Source organism: Rhodovulum visakhapatnamense, from assembly GCF_004365965.1.
GTDB lineage: Bacteria > Pseudomonadota > Alphaproteobacteria > Rhodobacterales > Rhodobacteraceae > Rhodovulum > Rhodovulum visakhapatnamense.
Genome location: NZ_SOEB01000006.1, coordinates 1 through 14,468 on the forward strand (window position 1 = coordinate 1; position 14,468 = coordinate 14,468).

The 14,468-nt window shown below is 68.4% G+C and carries 14 protein-coding genes; 9 read left to right on the forward strand and 5 right to left on the reverse strand.

What is annotated here, in order from left to right; genetic code table 11:
* The 7 genes from EV657_RS06915 to EV657_RS06945 form a co-directional block, all read left to right on the forward strand.
* Positions 1-879: AMP-binding enzyme (locus tag EV657_RS06915; protein ID WP_166673663.1), on the forward strand; the 879-nt coding region annotated here is incomplete at its 5' end.
* A 113-nt stretch (positions 880-992) separates the two neighbouring features.
* Complete coding sequence (locus EV657_RS06920; RefSeq protein WP_075787292.1) at positions 993-1,244, forward strand: DUF4212 domain-containing protein; 252 nt, start codon at positions 993-995, stop codon at positions 1,242-1,244.
* Between the two features lie 15 nt (positions 1,245-1,259).
* Entirely contained in the window at positions 1,260-3,077 is a 1,818-nt protein-coding gene (locus EV657_RS06925) for a sodium:solute symporter family protein (protein ID WP_075787291.1), read from the forward strand.
* Between the two features lie 122 nt (positions 3,078-3,199).
* A complete protein-coding gene (locus tag EV657_RS06930) occupies positions 3,200-5,038 on the forward strand; it encodes a DUF294 nucleotidyltransferase-like domain-containing protein (RefSeq protein ID WP_134077479.1) in 1,839 nt (612 codons plus the stop codon).
* 3 nt (positions 5,039-5,041) lie between these two features.
* A complete protein-coding gene (locus EV657_RS06935; protein WP_113668090.1) occupies positions 5,042-5,554 on the forward strand; it encodes a hypothetical protein in 513 nt (170 codons plus the stop codon).
* Between the two features lie 12 nt (positions 5,555-5,566).
* Positions 5,567-5,950 carry a response regulator transcription factor gene (locus tag EV657_RS06940; protein WP_113668091.1) on the forward strand — a complete coding sequence of 128 codons (384 nt, stop codon included), beginning with the start codon at positions 5,567-5,569 and terminating at the stop codon, positions 5,948-5,950.
* Complete coding sequence (locus EV657_RS06945; protein ID WP_134077480.1) at positions 5,943-8,000, forward strand: 3'-5' exonuclease; 2,058 nt, start codon at positions 5,943-5,945, stop codon at positions 7,998-8,000. Before EV657_RS06940 ends, EV657_RS06945 begins: the two co-directional genes overlap by 8 nt.
* Here the strand turns inward: EV657_RS06945 and EV657_RS06950 are convergent.
* Positions 7,994-9,238, reverse strand: coding sequence for a glycosyltransferase (locus EV657_RS06950; protein WP_134077481.1), 1,245 nt, complete (start codon positions 9,236-9,238; stop codon positions 7,994-7,996). The genes EV657_RS06945 and EV657_RS06950 overlap by 7 nt on opposite strands.
* A gap of 162 nt (positions 9,239-9,400) precedes the next feature.
* Here EV657_RS06950 and EV657_RS06955 point away from each other — a divergent pair, with 162 nt between their 5' ends.
* On the forward strand, positions 9,401-10,693 hold the full coding sequence (locus EV657_RS06955; RefSeq protein ID WP_113668094.1) for a sensor histidine kinase: 1,293 nt from the start codon (positions 9,401-9,403) through the stop codon (positions 10,691-10,693).
* 25 nt (positions 10,694-10,718) lie between these two features.
* On the opposite strand, the gene EV657_RS06960 is transcribed toward EV657_RS06955, so the two are convergent.
* The 4 genes from EV657_RS06960 to EV657_RS06975 all read right to left on the reverse strand — a co-directional run bounded on the left by EV657_RS06960 (position 10,719) and on the right by EV657_RS06975 (position 13,211).
* The gene (locus EV657_RS06960) at positions 10,719-11,099 is read right to left on the reverse strand and encodes a response regulator (RefSeq protein WP_113668095.1); all 381 of its coding nucleotides are present in this window, start codon (positions 11,097-11,099) and stop codon (positions 10,719-10,721) included.
* 10 nt (positions 11,100-11,109) lie between these two features.
* Complete coding sequence (locus tag EV657_RS06965; protein ID WP_081382239.1) at positions 11,110-11,583, reverse strand: MarR family winged helix-turn-helix transcriptional regulator; 474 nt, start codon at positions 11,581-11,583, stop codon at positions 11,110-11,112.
* 274 nt (positions 11,584-11,857) lie between these two features.
* Entirely contained in the window at positions 11,858-12,085 is a 228-nt protein-coding gene (locus EV657_RS06970; RefSeq protein ID WP_075787282.1) for a hypothetical protein, read from the reverse strand.
* A gap of 274 nt (positions 12,086-12,359) precedes the next feature.
* Positions 12,360-13,211 carry a cobalamin B12-binding domain-containing protein gene (locus tag EV657_RS06975; RefSeq protein WP_134077482.1) on the reverse strand — a complete coding sequence of 284 codons (852 nt, stop codon included), beginning with the start codon at positions 13,209-13,211 and terminating at the stop codon, positions 12,360-12,362.
* A gap of 280 nt (positions 13,212-13,491) precedes the next feature.
* Between EV657_RS06975 and EV657_RS06980 the strand changes: the two genes are divergently transcribed.
* Positions 13,492-14,451, forward strand: coding sequence for a DUF808 domain-containing protein (locus EV657_RS06980; RefSeq protein WP_075787280.1), 960 nt, complete (start codon positions 13,492-13,494; stop codon positions 14,449-14,451).
* The last annotated feature ends 17 nt before the right edge of the window (positions 14,452-14,468 follow it).

Here is a 14,468-nt window from a genome sequence, read left to right on the forward strand (position 1 = left end):
GTGATCCGGGCGCTGATGGGCCAGGGCACCGACTGGGTCGAGAAATACGACCTGTCCTCGCTCAAGGTGCTGGGCTCGGTCGGCGAGCCGATCAACCCCGAGGCCTGGGAATGGTACAACGCGCATGTCGGCAAGGGCCGCTGCCCGATCGTCGACACCTGGTGGCAGACCGAGACCGGCGGGCATCTGCTGACGCCGCTGCCGGGCGCGACGGCGACCAAGCCCGGGTCCGCCACCAAGCCCTTCTTCGGGGTGCAGCCGGTGGTGCTGGAACCGGAATCGGGCAAGGAGATCGACAGCACCGAAGCCGAGGGCGTCCTCTGCCTCAAGGACAGCTGGCCCGGGCAGATGCGCACGATCTGGGGCGATCACGACCGCTTTCAGGAGACGTATTTCAGCCATTACAAGGGCTATTACTTCTCGGGCGACGGCTGCCGCCGCGATGCGGACGGCTATTACTGGGTGACGGGCCGGGTCGATGACGTGATCAACGTGTCGGGGCACCGGATGGGCACGGCCGAGGTGGAATCGGCGCTGGTGGCGCATCAGGCGGTCGCCGAGGCCGCGGTGGTGGGCTACCCGCACGAAATCAAGGGTCAGGGCATCTACGCCTATGTGACGCTGATGAACGGGGTCGAGGCGACGGAAGAGCTTCGCAAGGAGCTGGAGAAATGGGTCCGCACCGAGATCGGCCCGATCGCCAAGCCCGACATCATCCAGTGGGCCCCGGGCCTGCCCAAGACCCGCTCGGGCAAGATCATGCGCCGCATCCTGCGCAAGATCGCCGAGAACGATTTCGGCTCCCTCGGAGACATCTCGACGCTCGCCGACCCTTCGGTCGTCGACGAGCTCATCAATAACAGGATGAACCGCGGCTAGGGGCGCGTGCGAGCGCCCCGCGTTCCCCGCGCGACATTTCTCGATGCACTCCGGTCGCCCGCAACGGGAGGTGGGCGGCCGGTTCCCTCTAACCGACATAAGGGAGGACCCCAATGTCCGGACAGGACTCCGATTACTGGCGCGCGAATGTGCGCATCATCCTCATCTGCCTGGCGATCTGGGCGGTCGCATCCTTCGGTCTGGGCATCGTGCTCCGGCCGGCGCTGGAAGGCATCATGATCGGCGGCGCCGATCTGGGCTTCTGGTTCGCCCAGCAGGGCTCGATCTACGTCTTTCTCGTGCTGATCTTCGTCTATGCCTGGCTGATGAACGGGCTGGATCGCAAGTACGGCGTGGATGAGTAAGGGAGCCCGGACCAGATGGATCAGTTTACCCTCAACCTCGTTTTCGTCGGCATCACCTTCGCCATCTATGTCGGGATCGCGATCTGGGCCCGGGCGGGCTCGACCGCGGAATTCTATGCCGCGGGCCGGGGCGTTCACCCGGTTCTGAACGGGATGGCGACCGGCGCCGACTGGATGTCGGCGGCCTCGTTCATCTCGATGGCCGGGATCATCGCGCTGGCGCCCGCGGGCGGCTACACCCAGTCGGCCTTCCTGATGGGCTGGACCGGCGGCTATGTGCTGCTGGCGCTGCTGCTGGCCCCCTATCTGCGCAAGTTCGGCAAGTTCACCGTGCCGGAATTCATTGGCGACCGCTTCTATTCGGGCGGCGCGCGGCTTCTGGCGGTGATCTGCCTGATCGTGATCTCGATCACCTATGTGATCGGGCAGATGCGCGGCGTCGGCGTGACCTTCGGGCGCTTCCTCGAGGTCTCGACCGATACCGGGCTTTACATCGGCGCGGCCATCGTCTTCGCCTATGCCGTGTTCGGCGGCATGAAGGGCATCACCTACACGCAGGTGGCGCAATATGTGGTGCTGATCATCGCCTACACCATCCCGGCGATCTTCATCTCGCTGGCGCTGACCGGGTCGTTCCTGCCCCAGCTCGGGCTGATCGGCGACTATGCGCCGGGCGGCGGCGACCAGACCTTCCTTGCCAAGCTTGATCAGGTGGTCACGGAACTGGGCTTTACCGCCTATACCGCCGACACGCCGAACATGCTGAACATGTTCCTCTTCACCATGTCGCTGATGATCGGCACGGCGGGTCTGCCGCATGTCATCATCCGCTTCTTCACCGTGCCGAAAGTGGCCGACGCGCGCACCTCGGCGGGCTGGGCACTGGTCTTCATCGCCCTGCTTTACACCGTGGCCCCGGCCGTGGGGTCGATGGCGCGGCTGAACCTGACGACCACCATGTGGCCGAATGCGGTCGCGGGCAATGCGCTTGACGGCGACGCGATCAGCCTCGAGGCGATCCAGACCGACCCCAAGCTGAACTGGGTGAAGACCTGGGAACAGACCGGGCTTCTGGTCATGCAGGATCTGAACGGCGACGGCCTGATCCAGTACTACAACGACAAGAACCCCGAGATGCAGGCGCTGGCGGCCGAACGCGGCTGGCAGGGCAACGAGGTCACCAAGATCGACAACGACATCATGGTGCTGGCCAACCCCGAAATCGCGGCGCTGCCCTCCTGGGTGATCGCGCTGGTGGCGGCGGGGGCGCTGGCGGCGGCGCTGTCGACGGCGGCGGGTCTGCTGCTGGCGATCTCGTCGGCGATCTCGCATGACCTCATCAAGGGCTCGATCAACCCGAACATCTCGGAGAAGGGCGAGCTTCTGGCCGCGCGGATCTCGATGACCGGTGCGATCCTGATCGCGACCTGGCTTGGCCTCAACCCGCCCGGCTTTGCCGCGCAGGTGGTGGCGCTGGCCTTCGGGCTGGCGGCGGCGACGATCTTCCCGGCGCTGATGATGGGGATCTTCTCCAAGCGCGTGAACAAGGAAGGCGCCATCGCGGGGATGCTGGTCGGTCTGATCTTCACCGCCGTCTACATCTTCCTCTACAAGGGCTGGTTCTTCATCCCCGGCACCGCCACCTTCGAGGACGTTCCGGCCAACTACCTGTTCGGCATCTCGCCGCTGTCGATCGGCACGGTTGGCGCTGTCCTGAACTTCGCGGTCGCCTTCGGGGTCTCGGCCGTGACCCGGACACCGCCGCGCGAAGTGGTGGAACTGGTCGAAAGCATCCGCGTCCCGCGCGGGGCCGGTGCCGCGACCGGCCACTGACGAAACAGGGAAGGGGGCGGAGTTCCGCCCCCTTTTTCCGGTTCCTGCCGCGCCATGTATTGACGGCGCGCGTTTCCTTTTAGGTAGTTGAACGATCCCGCTGCCGGCGCAGGAGCAGAGCCATGTCCCAGACCGATGCCGATATCCTGGCCAGCCTGACCCGTTACGCTCCCTTCGACATGGTGCCCGCGGCCGCGCTTGAGGCCCTTGGGCCCAGCCTGACCCGGATCGTCGCCGAGACAGGGCAGACTCTGTCCTACGAGGGCGAGCGGCTCGAGGCGCTTCTGGTGATCGAAAGCGGCAGCGTCGAGATCGAGACCGACGGATCGGGCCCGGTCGCGCTGCGCGGCCCCGGCGACGTGATCGGCGAGCGCGGGCTGTTGCGGCTGGGGCGGGCGACGCTGACCGCGCGGGTGGCCGAGGATGCGGTGCTGATCCGCCTGCCGAAAGAGCGGTTCTACGACCTCATCGACGATGTCCCGGCCTTTGCCGCCTGGTTCCAGCGCGCGTCCCCGGCGCGGCCCGCCGACAGCGGCGCCGATGCGGCCGGGCTGACCGCGCTGAAAGTGTCCGACCTGATGACCCGCACCCCGGTGACCTGCCCGGTCGGGGCCGAGGTGCGCGACGTGGCGCGGCTGATGCGCGCCAAGGGGATCTCGTCGGTGATCCTGATGGAGGGCGAGACGCCCGCGGGCATCGTCACGGTGCGCGATCTGGCCAACAAGGTGCTGGCCGAGGGGCTGGACGGCACCACGCCGGTCGCCCGGGTGATGACCTCGGATCTCATCACCATCGCGCCCGATGCGCTGGGGCTGGATGCGCTGATGCGGTTGGCCGATCACAATATCAGCCATCTGCCCGTGGCCGAGGGCGGGCGCATCGTCGGGCTGATCGGGCGCACCGATCTGTTCCGCCAGCAGGCGGCGACCGCCAGCCACATGATCGCCGATATCGTCGATGCGGGCAGCGCCGCCGAGATGGCCCGCGTCGTGGCACAGGTGCCAAGCCTTCTGGCGCAGCTTGTCAGCGCCGGGGCCGGGGCCAGCGCCATCACCCGGCGGATCACCGACATCACCGATGCCATCACGCGGCGCCTGCTGGTGCTGGCCGAGGCCGAGCTGGGCCCGCCGCCCGTGCCCTATCTGTGGCTTGCCTGCGGCAGTCAGGGTCGGCGCGAGCAGACCGGGCAAAGCGATCAGGACAATTGCCTGATCCTCGACGACGCCTTCGAGCCCGGGCAGGATGCCTATTTCCTCGCGCTGGCGGCCTTCGTCTCGGACGGGCTGCATGCCTGCGGCTTCGTCTATTGCCCGGGCGACATGATGGCGACCAATCCGCGCTGGCGTCAGCCGCGCCGGGTCTGGCGCGACTATTTTGCGGGCTGGATCGCCCAGCCCGACAATCAGGCGCAGATGCTGGCCTCGGTGATGTTCGATCTCAGGCCGATCCATGGCGACACCGCGCTGTTTCGCGACCTGCAGGCCGAGACCCTGGCGATGGCCCGCAGGAACTCGATTTTCGTGGCGCATATGGTGTCGAACTCGCTGAAGCACACGCCGCCGCTGGGGCTTCTGCGCGGCTTTGCCCTGATCCGGTCGGGCGAGCACAAGGACACGGTCGATCTGAAGCATTCGGGCGTCGTGCCGGTGGTCGATCTGGGCCGGGTCTATGCGCTGCGGGGCGAGTTGCAGGCGGTCAACACCCGCGAGCGGCTGGAGGCGGCGCGCGAGGCGGGCGTGATCTCGAAGGCGGGGGCGCATGACCTGATCGACGCCTATGACTTCATCGCCGAGACCCGGCTGCGCCATCAGGCGGCGCAGATCCGGGCGGGCGCGCGGCCCGACAATTTCATGCCGCCCGCGCAGCTCTCCGAACTGGAACGCAACCACCTGCGCGACGCGTTCATGGTGATCAAGACAATGCAGTCCTCGGCCGGGCAGGGCCGGGGCGTGATGGGGTAGGCCATGTATATCGAACTGATCGCGATCATCGTTGCCGGGATCGGCACGGGCGGGCTGGTGCTGGTGGTGAACCGGCTGAGCGGCCGCCGCCTGCCGCGCTTTGCGGTGCCGCTGGCGGCGGCCGTCGCGATGCTGGCCTATGCGCTCTGGTCGGAATACACGTGGGGCGCGCGCACCGTGGCCAGCCTGCCGGAAGGCGTGGTCGAGGTGACCCGGGTAGACGAGGCCATCGCCTGGAAGCCCTGGACGCTGGTCGCCCCGGTCACCACGCGGCTGATGGCGGCCAATCTGATCGGCGCGCAGACCCGCCCCGATGCCCCCGAGGTCCGGCTGGTCGAGCTTTACCTGCTGGCGCGCTGGCACGCGGCGCGCACGGTCACGGTGCTGATCGATTGCGCCGCGCCCGCCCGGGCCGAGGCCACCGACGCCGCCCTGACCGACCCGGCCGTGGCCGACTGGCAGCCGCTGGCGCCGGGCGATCCGCTGGTCCGGGCGATCTGCGTGCCGCAGGACTGAGGAGCGGCAGGCATGGGCGAGAAGTCGGTTCTGCTGGTCGAGGACGAGGACGGCATCGCGCTGGCGCTGGAATTCCTGATTGCGCGCCAGGGCTACGACACAAGGCGGGTGAGCGACGGCAATGCCGCACTCCGGGCCATGGAGGAGGACCGGCCCGATCTGGTGGTGCTTGACGTGATGTTGCCCGAACGCTCGGGCTACGAGATCTGCCAGATCATGCGGCAGGACGAGGACCTCAGGAATGTTAAGGTCCTCATGATGACAGCGCGCGGTGGAGAGGTCGAGCGGCGCAAGGGTCTGGCACTGGGCGCGGATGCGTTCCTGACAAAACCCTTTGCGACCGCGGATCTGACGGCCCAGATCCGTGCGCTGCTGGGGGGAGACATGGATGCATGAGCGGCTAGGGCTGAGAGTTCGATTCGCGCTGTTCTTCGGGGCGCTGGCATTGGGCGGCACGGTGCTTCTGGGGCTGGGCCTTTGGTTCGGCCATGCCCGGGCGGGCGGGCCGGCCGACGGCTATGTCATCGCGGGCGTGCTGGCGGGGTGCGGGTTGCTGGGGCTCGCGGCCTGGGTGGGGCTCTTGTTCGATTCGAACGTTGCCCGGCCGATCCAGGCGCTGGCGGCCGATCTGCAGACCCGGGCCCGCGTCGACATCGCCGCCGATATCGACGAGGCGCCCGCGCGCTATCTGGGGGCGCTGGCCCCTGCCGCCAATGCGATCCACGATGCGCTGGCCGCGACGCGCGAGGCGCAGGCCCGGGCGATCGCCGACCGCACCGCCGCGCTGAACCGCGAGAAGGCGATGTTCGAGGCGCTGTTGCGCGATCTGGCCGAAGGGGTGGTGGTGGCCACGCTCGATCACCGGATCATGCTGTACAACCGCGCGGCGCTTGGGCTTCTGGGCGATCTGGGGCTCGACCGGCCGCTGACCGCCTTTCTCAGGTCCGAACCGCTGACCCACGCGCTCGACCGGATGGGCGCACGGGCGGCCCGGGGCGAGGCCGAGGCCGAACGCTTTCTGGCCGCCACCGACAGCGGCGACCGTTTCCTGATGGCGCGCGTCAGCCCCGTCGCGGTCGAGGGGCAGCGCGTGGGCTATGTGCTGATCTTCCACGATGCGACCGAGGATCTCGAGGCGCATGCCGAGCTTGACCACCTGTTCAACACCATGCTCGAGGCAGTGCGGCGGCCGACCGCGGCCATCGGGGCGCTGTTCGACGCCATCGAGTCCGATCCCGACATGGCGGGGGCAATGCGGTCGACCTTCTTTGCCCAGCTGCGCAGCGAACAGGCGATGCTGGTCGACCGCATGAACCAGGTGGCCGACCGCTATGGCGTCGCCACCACCCGGCGCTGGCCGATGCCCGCCGTCGCCTCGGACGACATCTTCGATGCGCTGACCGCGCGCCTGCCCGAGGATCTGCGCTTCGAGGGCGGGCGCCAGTTCATCCGCTGCGACGGCTTCGCCATTTCCGAACTTCTGGGCCGGGTGATCGAGGGGCTGCGGGCGGACGGCCAGCGCGGCGGTTTCGTGCTGCGCGCCGTGCCCGAGGGCCGCGAGGTCTGTCTGGAGCTGCACTGGACGGGCGCGCCGGTCAGCGACGGGCAGATCGACCGCTGGCTCGCGGCGCCGCTTTCGGCGGGCTATGGCGAATATCTCGGCCGCGATGCGCTGGAAGGCCATGGCACCGAGCTTTGGGCCGAGCCGACCGAGACCGGGCACCGGCTGGTCCTGCCGCTGGTGGCTGCGGCGGCGCCGGTGCTGACGCCCGCCGATCCGCGGCCGGAATTCTATGACTTCTCGCTGCCGCGCGCGGCGGCCGGGACGCTGGCCGACCGCCCGCTGGCCGGGCTCGGCTACGTGGTCTTCGACACAGAGACCACCGGGCTTGCTCCGCGGCAGGGCGACGAGATCGTGCAGATCGCCGGGCTGCGCATCGTGAACGGGCGCATCCTGCGCGGCGAGGTCTTCAACACCCTGGTCAATCCGGGGCGGCACATTCCGGCCTCGTCGACCGCGGTCCACGGCATCGACGACGCCATGGTGCGCGGTGTGCCCGACATCGTGTCGGTCGGGCGGCGATTTCACGCCTTCTGCGAGGGCTCGGTGCTGGTCGCCCATAACGCGGCCTTCGACATGGCCTTCCTGAAGATGAAGGAAGACCGGCTGGGGCTTTGCTTCGATCATCCGGTGCTCTGCACCGTGCTGCTGTCGGCCGCGCTTTATCCCCATGCCGAGGATCACACGCTGGATGCGCTGGCCTGCCGCTTCGGGGTGCGGCTCGACCCCGAGCACCGGCACACGGCGCTGGGCGATGCGCAGGCCACCGCCGAGGTCTTCCGCCACATGCTGGACGAGCTGCAGGCCGTCGGGGTCCGCACGCTGGGCGAAGCGATGGCGCGGGCCAACGAGATGCACGGCATCCGCCGCGCCCAGACCTACTGACCGGATCCGACCGGGCCGCCGATCACCGCGCGGAAGAACGCCTCGCGTTTCGGGTAAAGATCGCCTTGGGCGTAATGCGCGACGGCATGGGCGCGGGCACGCGCGCCCAGGGTGCGGGCGGCGGCGCGGTCGGCCAGAAGGGCCGCGATGCCCGATGCGATCTCGCCGGGGGTCTGGAATTCGACGAAACGGGCGGCGTCGGGCGGCACCACCTCGCGCACCGGGGCGGTATCCGAGACGACCATCGGGCAGGCCGCCGCCATCGCGTCGAGCAACGACCAGGACAGGACGAAGGGCCGGGTCAGGTAGACATGCGCGTCGGACCGGCGCAGCAGCGCCCGATAGCGGCCCGCGGGCAGCCGTCCGGTGAAATGCAGCCGCGTCATGTCGAAGCCGTGCGCGGCCAGGGCGCGCGCCTTCCAGCTTTCGCCCTCTGGCAGGCGGCCGCCGTAATGCACCGAGTCCTCGCCCGCGACGACCGCGTGCACCGTTTCGTCCTCGGCCTGAAGCCGGGCCAGATCGGCCATGAATTCGGGAAAGCCGCGCATCGGCTCCATGCCGCGCGTGGCATAGGTGACAAGCGGCGCCGTGTCGGGCAGGCCCTCCAGCGTGAAGGGCGGCTCGCCCGGCGGTGGGCGGACCAGCGCGTCGATGTCGACGCCGTCATGGATCACGGTCGTCCGCGCCTGCAGCCAGTCGGGCAGCTGGTCGCGCTGGAAGGTGGTCGGCACCAGGATCGCGTCGGCCGCCTGCAGGTCCAGCAGGAAGGGCAGGTTGCGGCAAAGCGTGGCGGCATGGCGGTCCTCGGCCGAGTCGGTGCTTTCGGACTCCATGTCGACGGGCGGGTAATTGTACCACCATTCGAGATAGGGCACGAATCGCGCCTTGGGCCAGACGACCCGGGCGAAGCTGCCCGAGCCCCAGCCGGAATGGGCCACCACCAGATCGGGCGCGAAGCCCTGCTGGCGCAGCGCGATCGCGGCCCGGGCCAGACCCTGTCCGTTCAGCACCGCACGTTCGGTGCCGCGCAGGTAGCGGTGGGTGGCCTTGTCCACGTCGCGGTGGCGGCCATAGCCCAGCACCCGCAGCCCGCTTGCGGCGATCCGGGTCACGCGGTCCCGGGGGAACCCATCGGCGGCGGTGGCGAAGACCACGTCCCAGCCGCGCGCGACCAGATAGCCGGCGATGCCGCCGAACTGGGCCGGAAAGTTCTCATGCACGAAAAGGATGGATGGCATCGGCCCAAGCCTGCGTCAGTGTCGGGCCGAAGTCTAGGGCGGACGAGGTTAACCGAACCTTAGGGCAGGTCTTCGGACAGACCCGCCTGCAGGGCGCAGGTGACAAGCGCGGGTTGCGCTGGCAAGATCCGCGCCGCGATGCGTCTCGGCTCCGAGGACAGTATGGATCACCGCAGGGAAATCGACCGGCTTTACGCGCTTGAATTCGGACGTCCCCAGGAACTTCTGCTGCGGGGGCTGGGCGTGGCGGTGGGCGGCGCCGTTCTGCAGGAGGCCGCGGGATGGGCGGCGGTGCTGATCTGGATGGCGGGCTATGGCCTGGCCAATCTGGCCTATCTTGCCTTTTTGCGGAGCCGGGGCCGGATCTGCACGGCGCACGACACGCGGATTGCCGGCGGGCTGTTCCTGGCGGCGCTGGTGTCCTTTTTGTGGCTTCCGGCCACGCTTGGGACCGAGGACGAGGCGGCGGTCCGGATCACCGCGCTTTCCATGCTGGGCTGCGCGATGGTGTTCCTGATCCGGCGCGGCGACAGCCAGCGCTGGCTGGTCCTGGCCGAGACGGCGGTCATCGGGCTGGCGCTGATGGTGCTGGTCGCGATGGTGCTGCCGCGGATCGACTCGATGGCGGTGCGTGGGGCGGCCACCGGCTCGGGGTTGGCGATGCTGGGCTATTTCGCCCATGCGATCTGGGCCGGACGCCGCCTGAGACTGGCCGCCGAGGCCGCTGCCTACGGGTCGCTGCAGGCTCAGAAGATGCAGGCGATGGGCGAACTGGCCGGTGGCATCGCGCATGATTTCAACAATATGCTGATGGCGCTGCAGGCCAATCTGGATTTCTACCGCGACAGTTCCGACCCGACCGACCGCGACCGCTGTATCGCCGAGGCCGCGGCGGCGGCCGACCGGGCCGCGGCGCTGGCCCGCCGTCTTCTGGCCTTTGCGCAGCGCGCGGAACCGGCCGGCCGCGACCGGGTCGATCTGTGCCTGGCGCTGGAAGAGGTCCGGTCGCTGGTGCGGCCGCTGATCCCGCCCACGATCCGGATGCGGATCGCGCCGCCCGAGGCGCCTGTATTGGTCGAGGTCGCGCAGGACCAGCTGGTGGCGGCGCTGATCAACCTGCTGCTGAACGCGCGCGATGCGCTGCGGCTGGGAGGCGGGCTGGCGCTGGAAACCCGTCCGGTGCGCCTGACCGCGCCGCGTCCGATGCTGGACGGCTCGCGGCTGCCGCGTGGCGCCTATGCGGAAATCTCGATCACCGATACCGGCAGCGGCATCCCCGACGAGATCCTGAGCCGGGTGACCGAGCCGTTCTTCACCACCAAACCTGCGGGCGAGGGAACGGGGCTGGGCCTTGCGATGGTGCAGGGCTTCACCCGGAGCGCGCAGGGCGGCCTCGACATCGCCAGCTCTCGGGCGGGGACGCGGGTGTCGCTTTACCTGCCGCTGGCGGCCTGACCCATACCCCGGTCGGGCGTTGCGGTCAGTTCAGCGCGACCGCCGCCGCGCCGCGCAGAGCCTCGATCACTTCCGCTCGCCGGAAGGGCTTGTGCAGGAACGAGACGATCCCGCAGACCTCGCCGAGGGTCTCGGCCATCAGTGCCGAATGGCCACCGCCGCCGCCCGACATCAGCACCACCGGCAGGTCCAGCCCCTCGGCCCGAAGCCGGTCCAGCAGCGGCAGCGCGGTATTGTCGAGCAACCAGAAATCGACGATGGCGGCCACCGGTCGCTCGCTGCGGACGCGCTCGAGAAAGGTCTCGACATCCGAGGTACAGCAGGGCTCGAACTCGCTTCCGGCCAAGAGACGCGGGAAGATCTTCAGAATCTCGACGTCATCGTCGATCACCACGACCTTCGGCATCGAGGTCTCCTCAGGACGAAAGGGAAATCGCGATGGACCGGAGCGCCCGCTTGATCGCGGCCCGCTCGCTGTCCGGCAGGGTGCCCACAAGTAAGCCGATCTTCCGGATCGGGTCAAGCTCCAGCGCCGCCCGCCCGGCCTCGGTCAACGAGATGATCGCGCTGCGGGCGTCGCGCGGATGGCTGCGCTGTCCGACAAGCCCGCGGTCGCGCATCGTCCTGACCGCGCGGCTGACCGGGGCATGGGTCAGGCCCAGATAGCTGGCGATGAGGGTCAGCGTGCAGCGGTCTTCGGGCGATCGTTCGATATAGCGCAGGATCGACCATTGCAGCGGCTGGATCGCGCTGGAACTCTTCGAATCGTAGGCGTCGCGGACGATCCGCTCCATCAGCACTGCCGCCGCGAGGTCGCTGCGCCCGAGGGCTTCGAGGTTTCGCTTGGTCGTGCAGACCCCGGGGAACGAGGGGTTACGAAAAGTATCCATACCGTTTCAATCGAACAGGGTCCAGACGTTGGTCATGAACGCTGCCCGGCACCGATGGTTTCGTCAATACGTCAAGTCATAACAGGGCAGGACAGGGCAGGCCGCCGGATCGGACCCCGTGCGGAATGACTGCGGGAACGACCGAAGACACAAGACCAGGCCAAAGTCCTCCTGCGGACCGTCTGGCCGTCTTGGGGCTGCCGACAGCCCCTGGGGTCCGCCCGGCCCCGGAAACTGTCCGTTGCCTCAAGTAGGTGCGGGGCGCGGCACGGCCTCAGTGCAGATGCCGATACGTTCGCATTTGTGCGGCACGTCGGCGGCCGATCTCACCGCGGACCGACTCGGCGAGTCCTTCGATCCGCAGCGCAAGCTTTCCCAGCGCCGGTTCCGAGGTTGCCTTGTTGTCGATTGCCCTCAGATACATCGTCAGCCCGTCCAGCGTCTCGGCCACCTCATGCAAGGCGTCCTCGCGATGACGCGCGATCATCAAGTCCTTTGTCATGCCGAGCTCCCTTTCTTGATCTTGGGCGCCGTTCCCGGGCGGTGCCATGCTGAAGAGGAAGAGGGCCGAGCGGCCTCTGCGCTGCTGTCAAGTGAGGTATTTTAGCGCAGAGCGTATGTCCTTGCTACTGGCACGTGAAGGCGTCGGTCACTTTCGACAGGATCGTGCAATTCGCGCCCGGTCTGCGGCACGGCGCCCCGGGTGCGGCCCCAGGTGCTGTGAGCGGGTGCTGCGCGAGGGTGCTGCGAGCGGGTGCGGGCATTGGGTGGGGCTGTCAGGGGCGCGCCTCCAGGACCAGCCGGTCGGCCAGGGAAAGCGCGGTCTCCAGGTCGTCGGCATGCCCGTCGGCAGGGATCTGGCGCGCGATTTCGGGGCAGTTGTGCAGGATCTTGCCGCAGATCAGCACCCGTATCTCGGGCAGCGCCGCTTTGACCGCCTCGACCAGCCGCGTCAGCGGCAGTGCCGACCGGGGTCCGGCGGCGGACAGGCCCAGAAGGCGCACCCGCGATTGGGTCAGGTCGGAGATCAGCCTGTCTTGCGGTTCGGACAGCGACAGTTCGATCTCCCAGCCGTGGTCGCGGAACATGTCGGCAGCCACGATCACCCCGAAGGTGTGGGTTTCGGCCTCGGGCGTGGCGAAAAGCGCCCGCCGCGCCGGATCGACCGGGCGGGGGCCGGCCTCGGCACGCACAAGCCGCAAAAGCCGCTGAAGCCGGCCCACGGCCTGCCCCACCTGAACGAAACTGACCTCGTCGCTTTCCCAGCGGCGGCCCATCAGCCTTGCCGCCTCGGGCAACAGCGCCTCGGCAATCCAGGTCTTGTCGCGCCCCGCCGCCAGATGGGCATCGAGGATCTGGCGGGACTGCAAAAGATCGCCCGTCGCGAGCGTCGCGCACAGCGCTTCGATCTCGGCCAGAGCGGGCGGCTCGGCGCGTGGGTAGCGCGACGGTGGTGGCGACGGCGACGGGCTGGGCAAGGGGCTGGGCGACGGGCAGGGCAGGCGGGCGACGCGCATCAGGGCCTCCTGCGCGACGCGGCGCAGACTGGCCTGGGGCAGCGGTTGGCAGAAGCCGTCGACCGGGCGCACGAAACGGGCCTCGGCCGGCTGGCGCTGGTCGGAGTCCATGGCAGTTACCCTGATGGTTCCAGGCGACCGAGAGAGAAGATCGCGCTCGGGTTGTCATTACGATTAATACAACTCAAAAACAACAGCAGCATTGCGTCAATCCCGGATTTCAAAAGGATTGTCCTGGCGTCCGGTCGGGCGGGGGCTTGCCGATCCCGATCCCGGCTCGGGGAGGATGCCGCAGGGCGCCCCCGGCCCGGCTGCCGCTATTGGACCCGGCCGGGCGGTGCGCTATCCTTGCGCCGCAGGACGACGGGGCAGAACAGGATAGAGACAGGCGATGAGCGGGTTACTGGCGCTGCTCGATGACGTGGCGGCGATCGCCAAGGTTGCGTCCGCTTCGGTGGACGATGTGGTGGGGCAGGCGGTGAAGGCCTCGTCCAAGGCGGCGGGGGCGGTTGTCGACGATGCTGCGGTCACGCCCAAATACGTTCAGGGTTTCTCGCCTGCCCGCGAATTGCCCATCGTCTGGGGAATTGCCCGCGGATCGCTGTTCAACAAGCTGGTGATTCTTCTTCCCGTGGCGCTGGTGCTGTCGCAATTCGCGCCCTGGGCGATCGCGCCCTTGCTGATGCTGGGCGGGGGTTACCTTTGCTTCGAGGGGGTCGAGAAGATCTGGCACGCGCTTCGGCCGTCCCATCACGCGGCCGAGGCCGGGCCGGACGGTCAGATGTCGGCGGCCCATCTGGAAGAGGCCAAGGTCAAGGGCGCGATCAAGACCGATTTCATCCTGTCGGCCGAAATCATGACCATCATCCTTGCCTCATTGCCCGACCACATGACGATCTGGGTCGAGGCGGCGGCGATGGCGCTGGCAGGCGCGCTGATCACCGTCGTCGTCTATGGCGCGGTCGGGCTTATCGTGAAGGCCGACGATATCGGGCTGGCGATGGCCGAGAAGGGACGGCTGGCGCTGACGCGCGGGTTTGGCATCGGGATCGTGCGGGCCATGCCCAAGGTCATGACGCTGCTGCTGGTCGTTGGGACGGCCGCGATGATCTGGGTCGGCGGCTCGATCCTGGTGCATGGCGCCCACGAACTGGGGTGGCATCTGCCGCAGGAGGCGATCCGCCACGCGGCGATGGCCGTGGCCGGGGCAATCCCGGTGGCAAAGGGCGCGACCGAATGGATCGTGACGGCGGCGCTGGACGGCGTGGTGGGGATCGCGGCCGGATCGGTGCTGGTCGCGGTGACGAGCTTCGCGATCCTGCCGCTGGTGCGGCTTGTGCGGCGGGCCTGACGGCGCAGGCAAGAACC

Bases quoted from the DNA above. Each gene is read 5' to 3' on its own strand.
- EV657_RS06950 (WP_134077481.1), bottom strand. From the start codon at position 9,238: ATGCCATCCATCCTTTTCGTGCATGAGAACTTTCCGGCCCAGTTCGGC.
- EV657_RS06965 (WP_081382239.1), bottom strand. From the start codon at position 11,583: ATGGATACTTTTCGTAACCCCTCGTTCCCCGGGGTCTGCACGACCAAG.
- EV657_RS06935 (WP_113668090.1), top strand. From the start codon at position 5,042: ATGTATATCGAACTGATCGCGATCATCGTTGCCGGGATCGGCACGGGC.
- EV657_RS06975 (WP_134077482.1), bottom strand. From the start codon at position 13,211: ATGGACTCCGACCAGCGCCAGCCGGCCGAGGCCCGTTTCGTGCGCCCG.
- EV657_RS06920 (WP_075787292.1), top strand. From the start codon at position 993: ATGTCCGGACAGGACTCCGATTACTGGCGCGCGAATGTGCGCATCATC.
- EV657_RS06930 (WP_134077479.1), top strand. From the start codon at position 3,200: ATGTCCCAGACCGATGCCGATATCCTGGCCAGCCTGACCCGTTACGCT.
- EV657_RS06955 (WP_113668094.1), top strand. From the start codon at position 9,401: ATGGATCACCGCAGGGAAATCGACCGGCTTTACGCGCTTGAATTCGGA.
- EV657_RS06980 (WP_075787280.1), top strand. From the start codon at position 13,492: ATGAGCGGGTTACTGGCGCTGCTCGATGACGTGGCGGCGATCGCCAAG.
- EV657_RS06945 (WP_134077480.1), top strand. From the start codon at position 5,943: ATGCATGAGCGGCTAGGGCTGAGAGTTCGATTCGCGCTGTTCTTCGGG.
- EV657_RS06960 (WP_113668095.1), bottom strand. From the start codon at position 11,099: ATGCCGAAGGTCGTGGTGATCGACGATGACGTCGAGATTCTGAAGATC.
- EV657_RS06940 (WP_113668091.1), top strand. From the start codon at position 5,567: ATGGGCGAGAAGTCGGTTCTGCTGGTCGAGGACGAGGACGGCATCGCG.
- EV657_RS06970 (WP_075787282.1), bottom strand. From the start codon at position 12,085: ATGACAAAGGACTTGATGATCGCGCGTCATCGCGAGGACGCCTTGCAT.
- EV657_RS06925 (WP_075787291.1), top strand. From the start codon at position 1,260: ATGGATCAGTTTACCCTCAACCTCGTTTTCGTCGGCATCACCTTCGCC.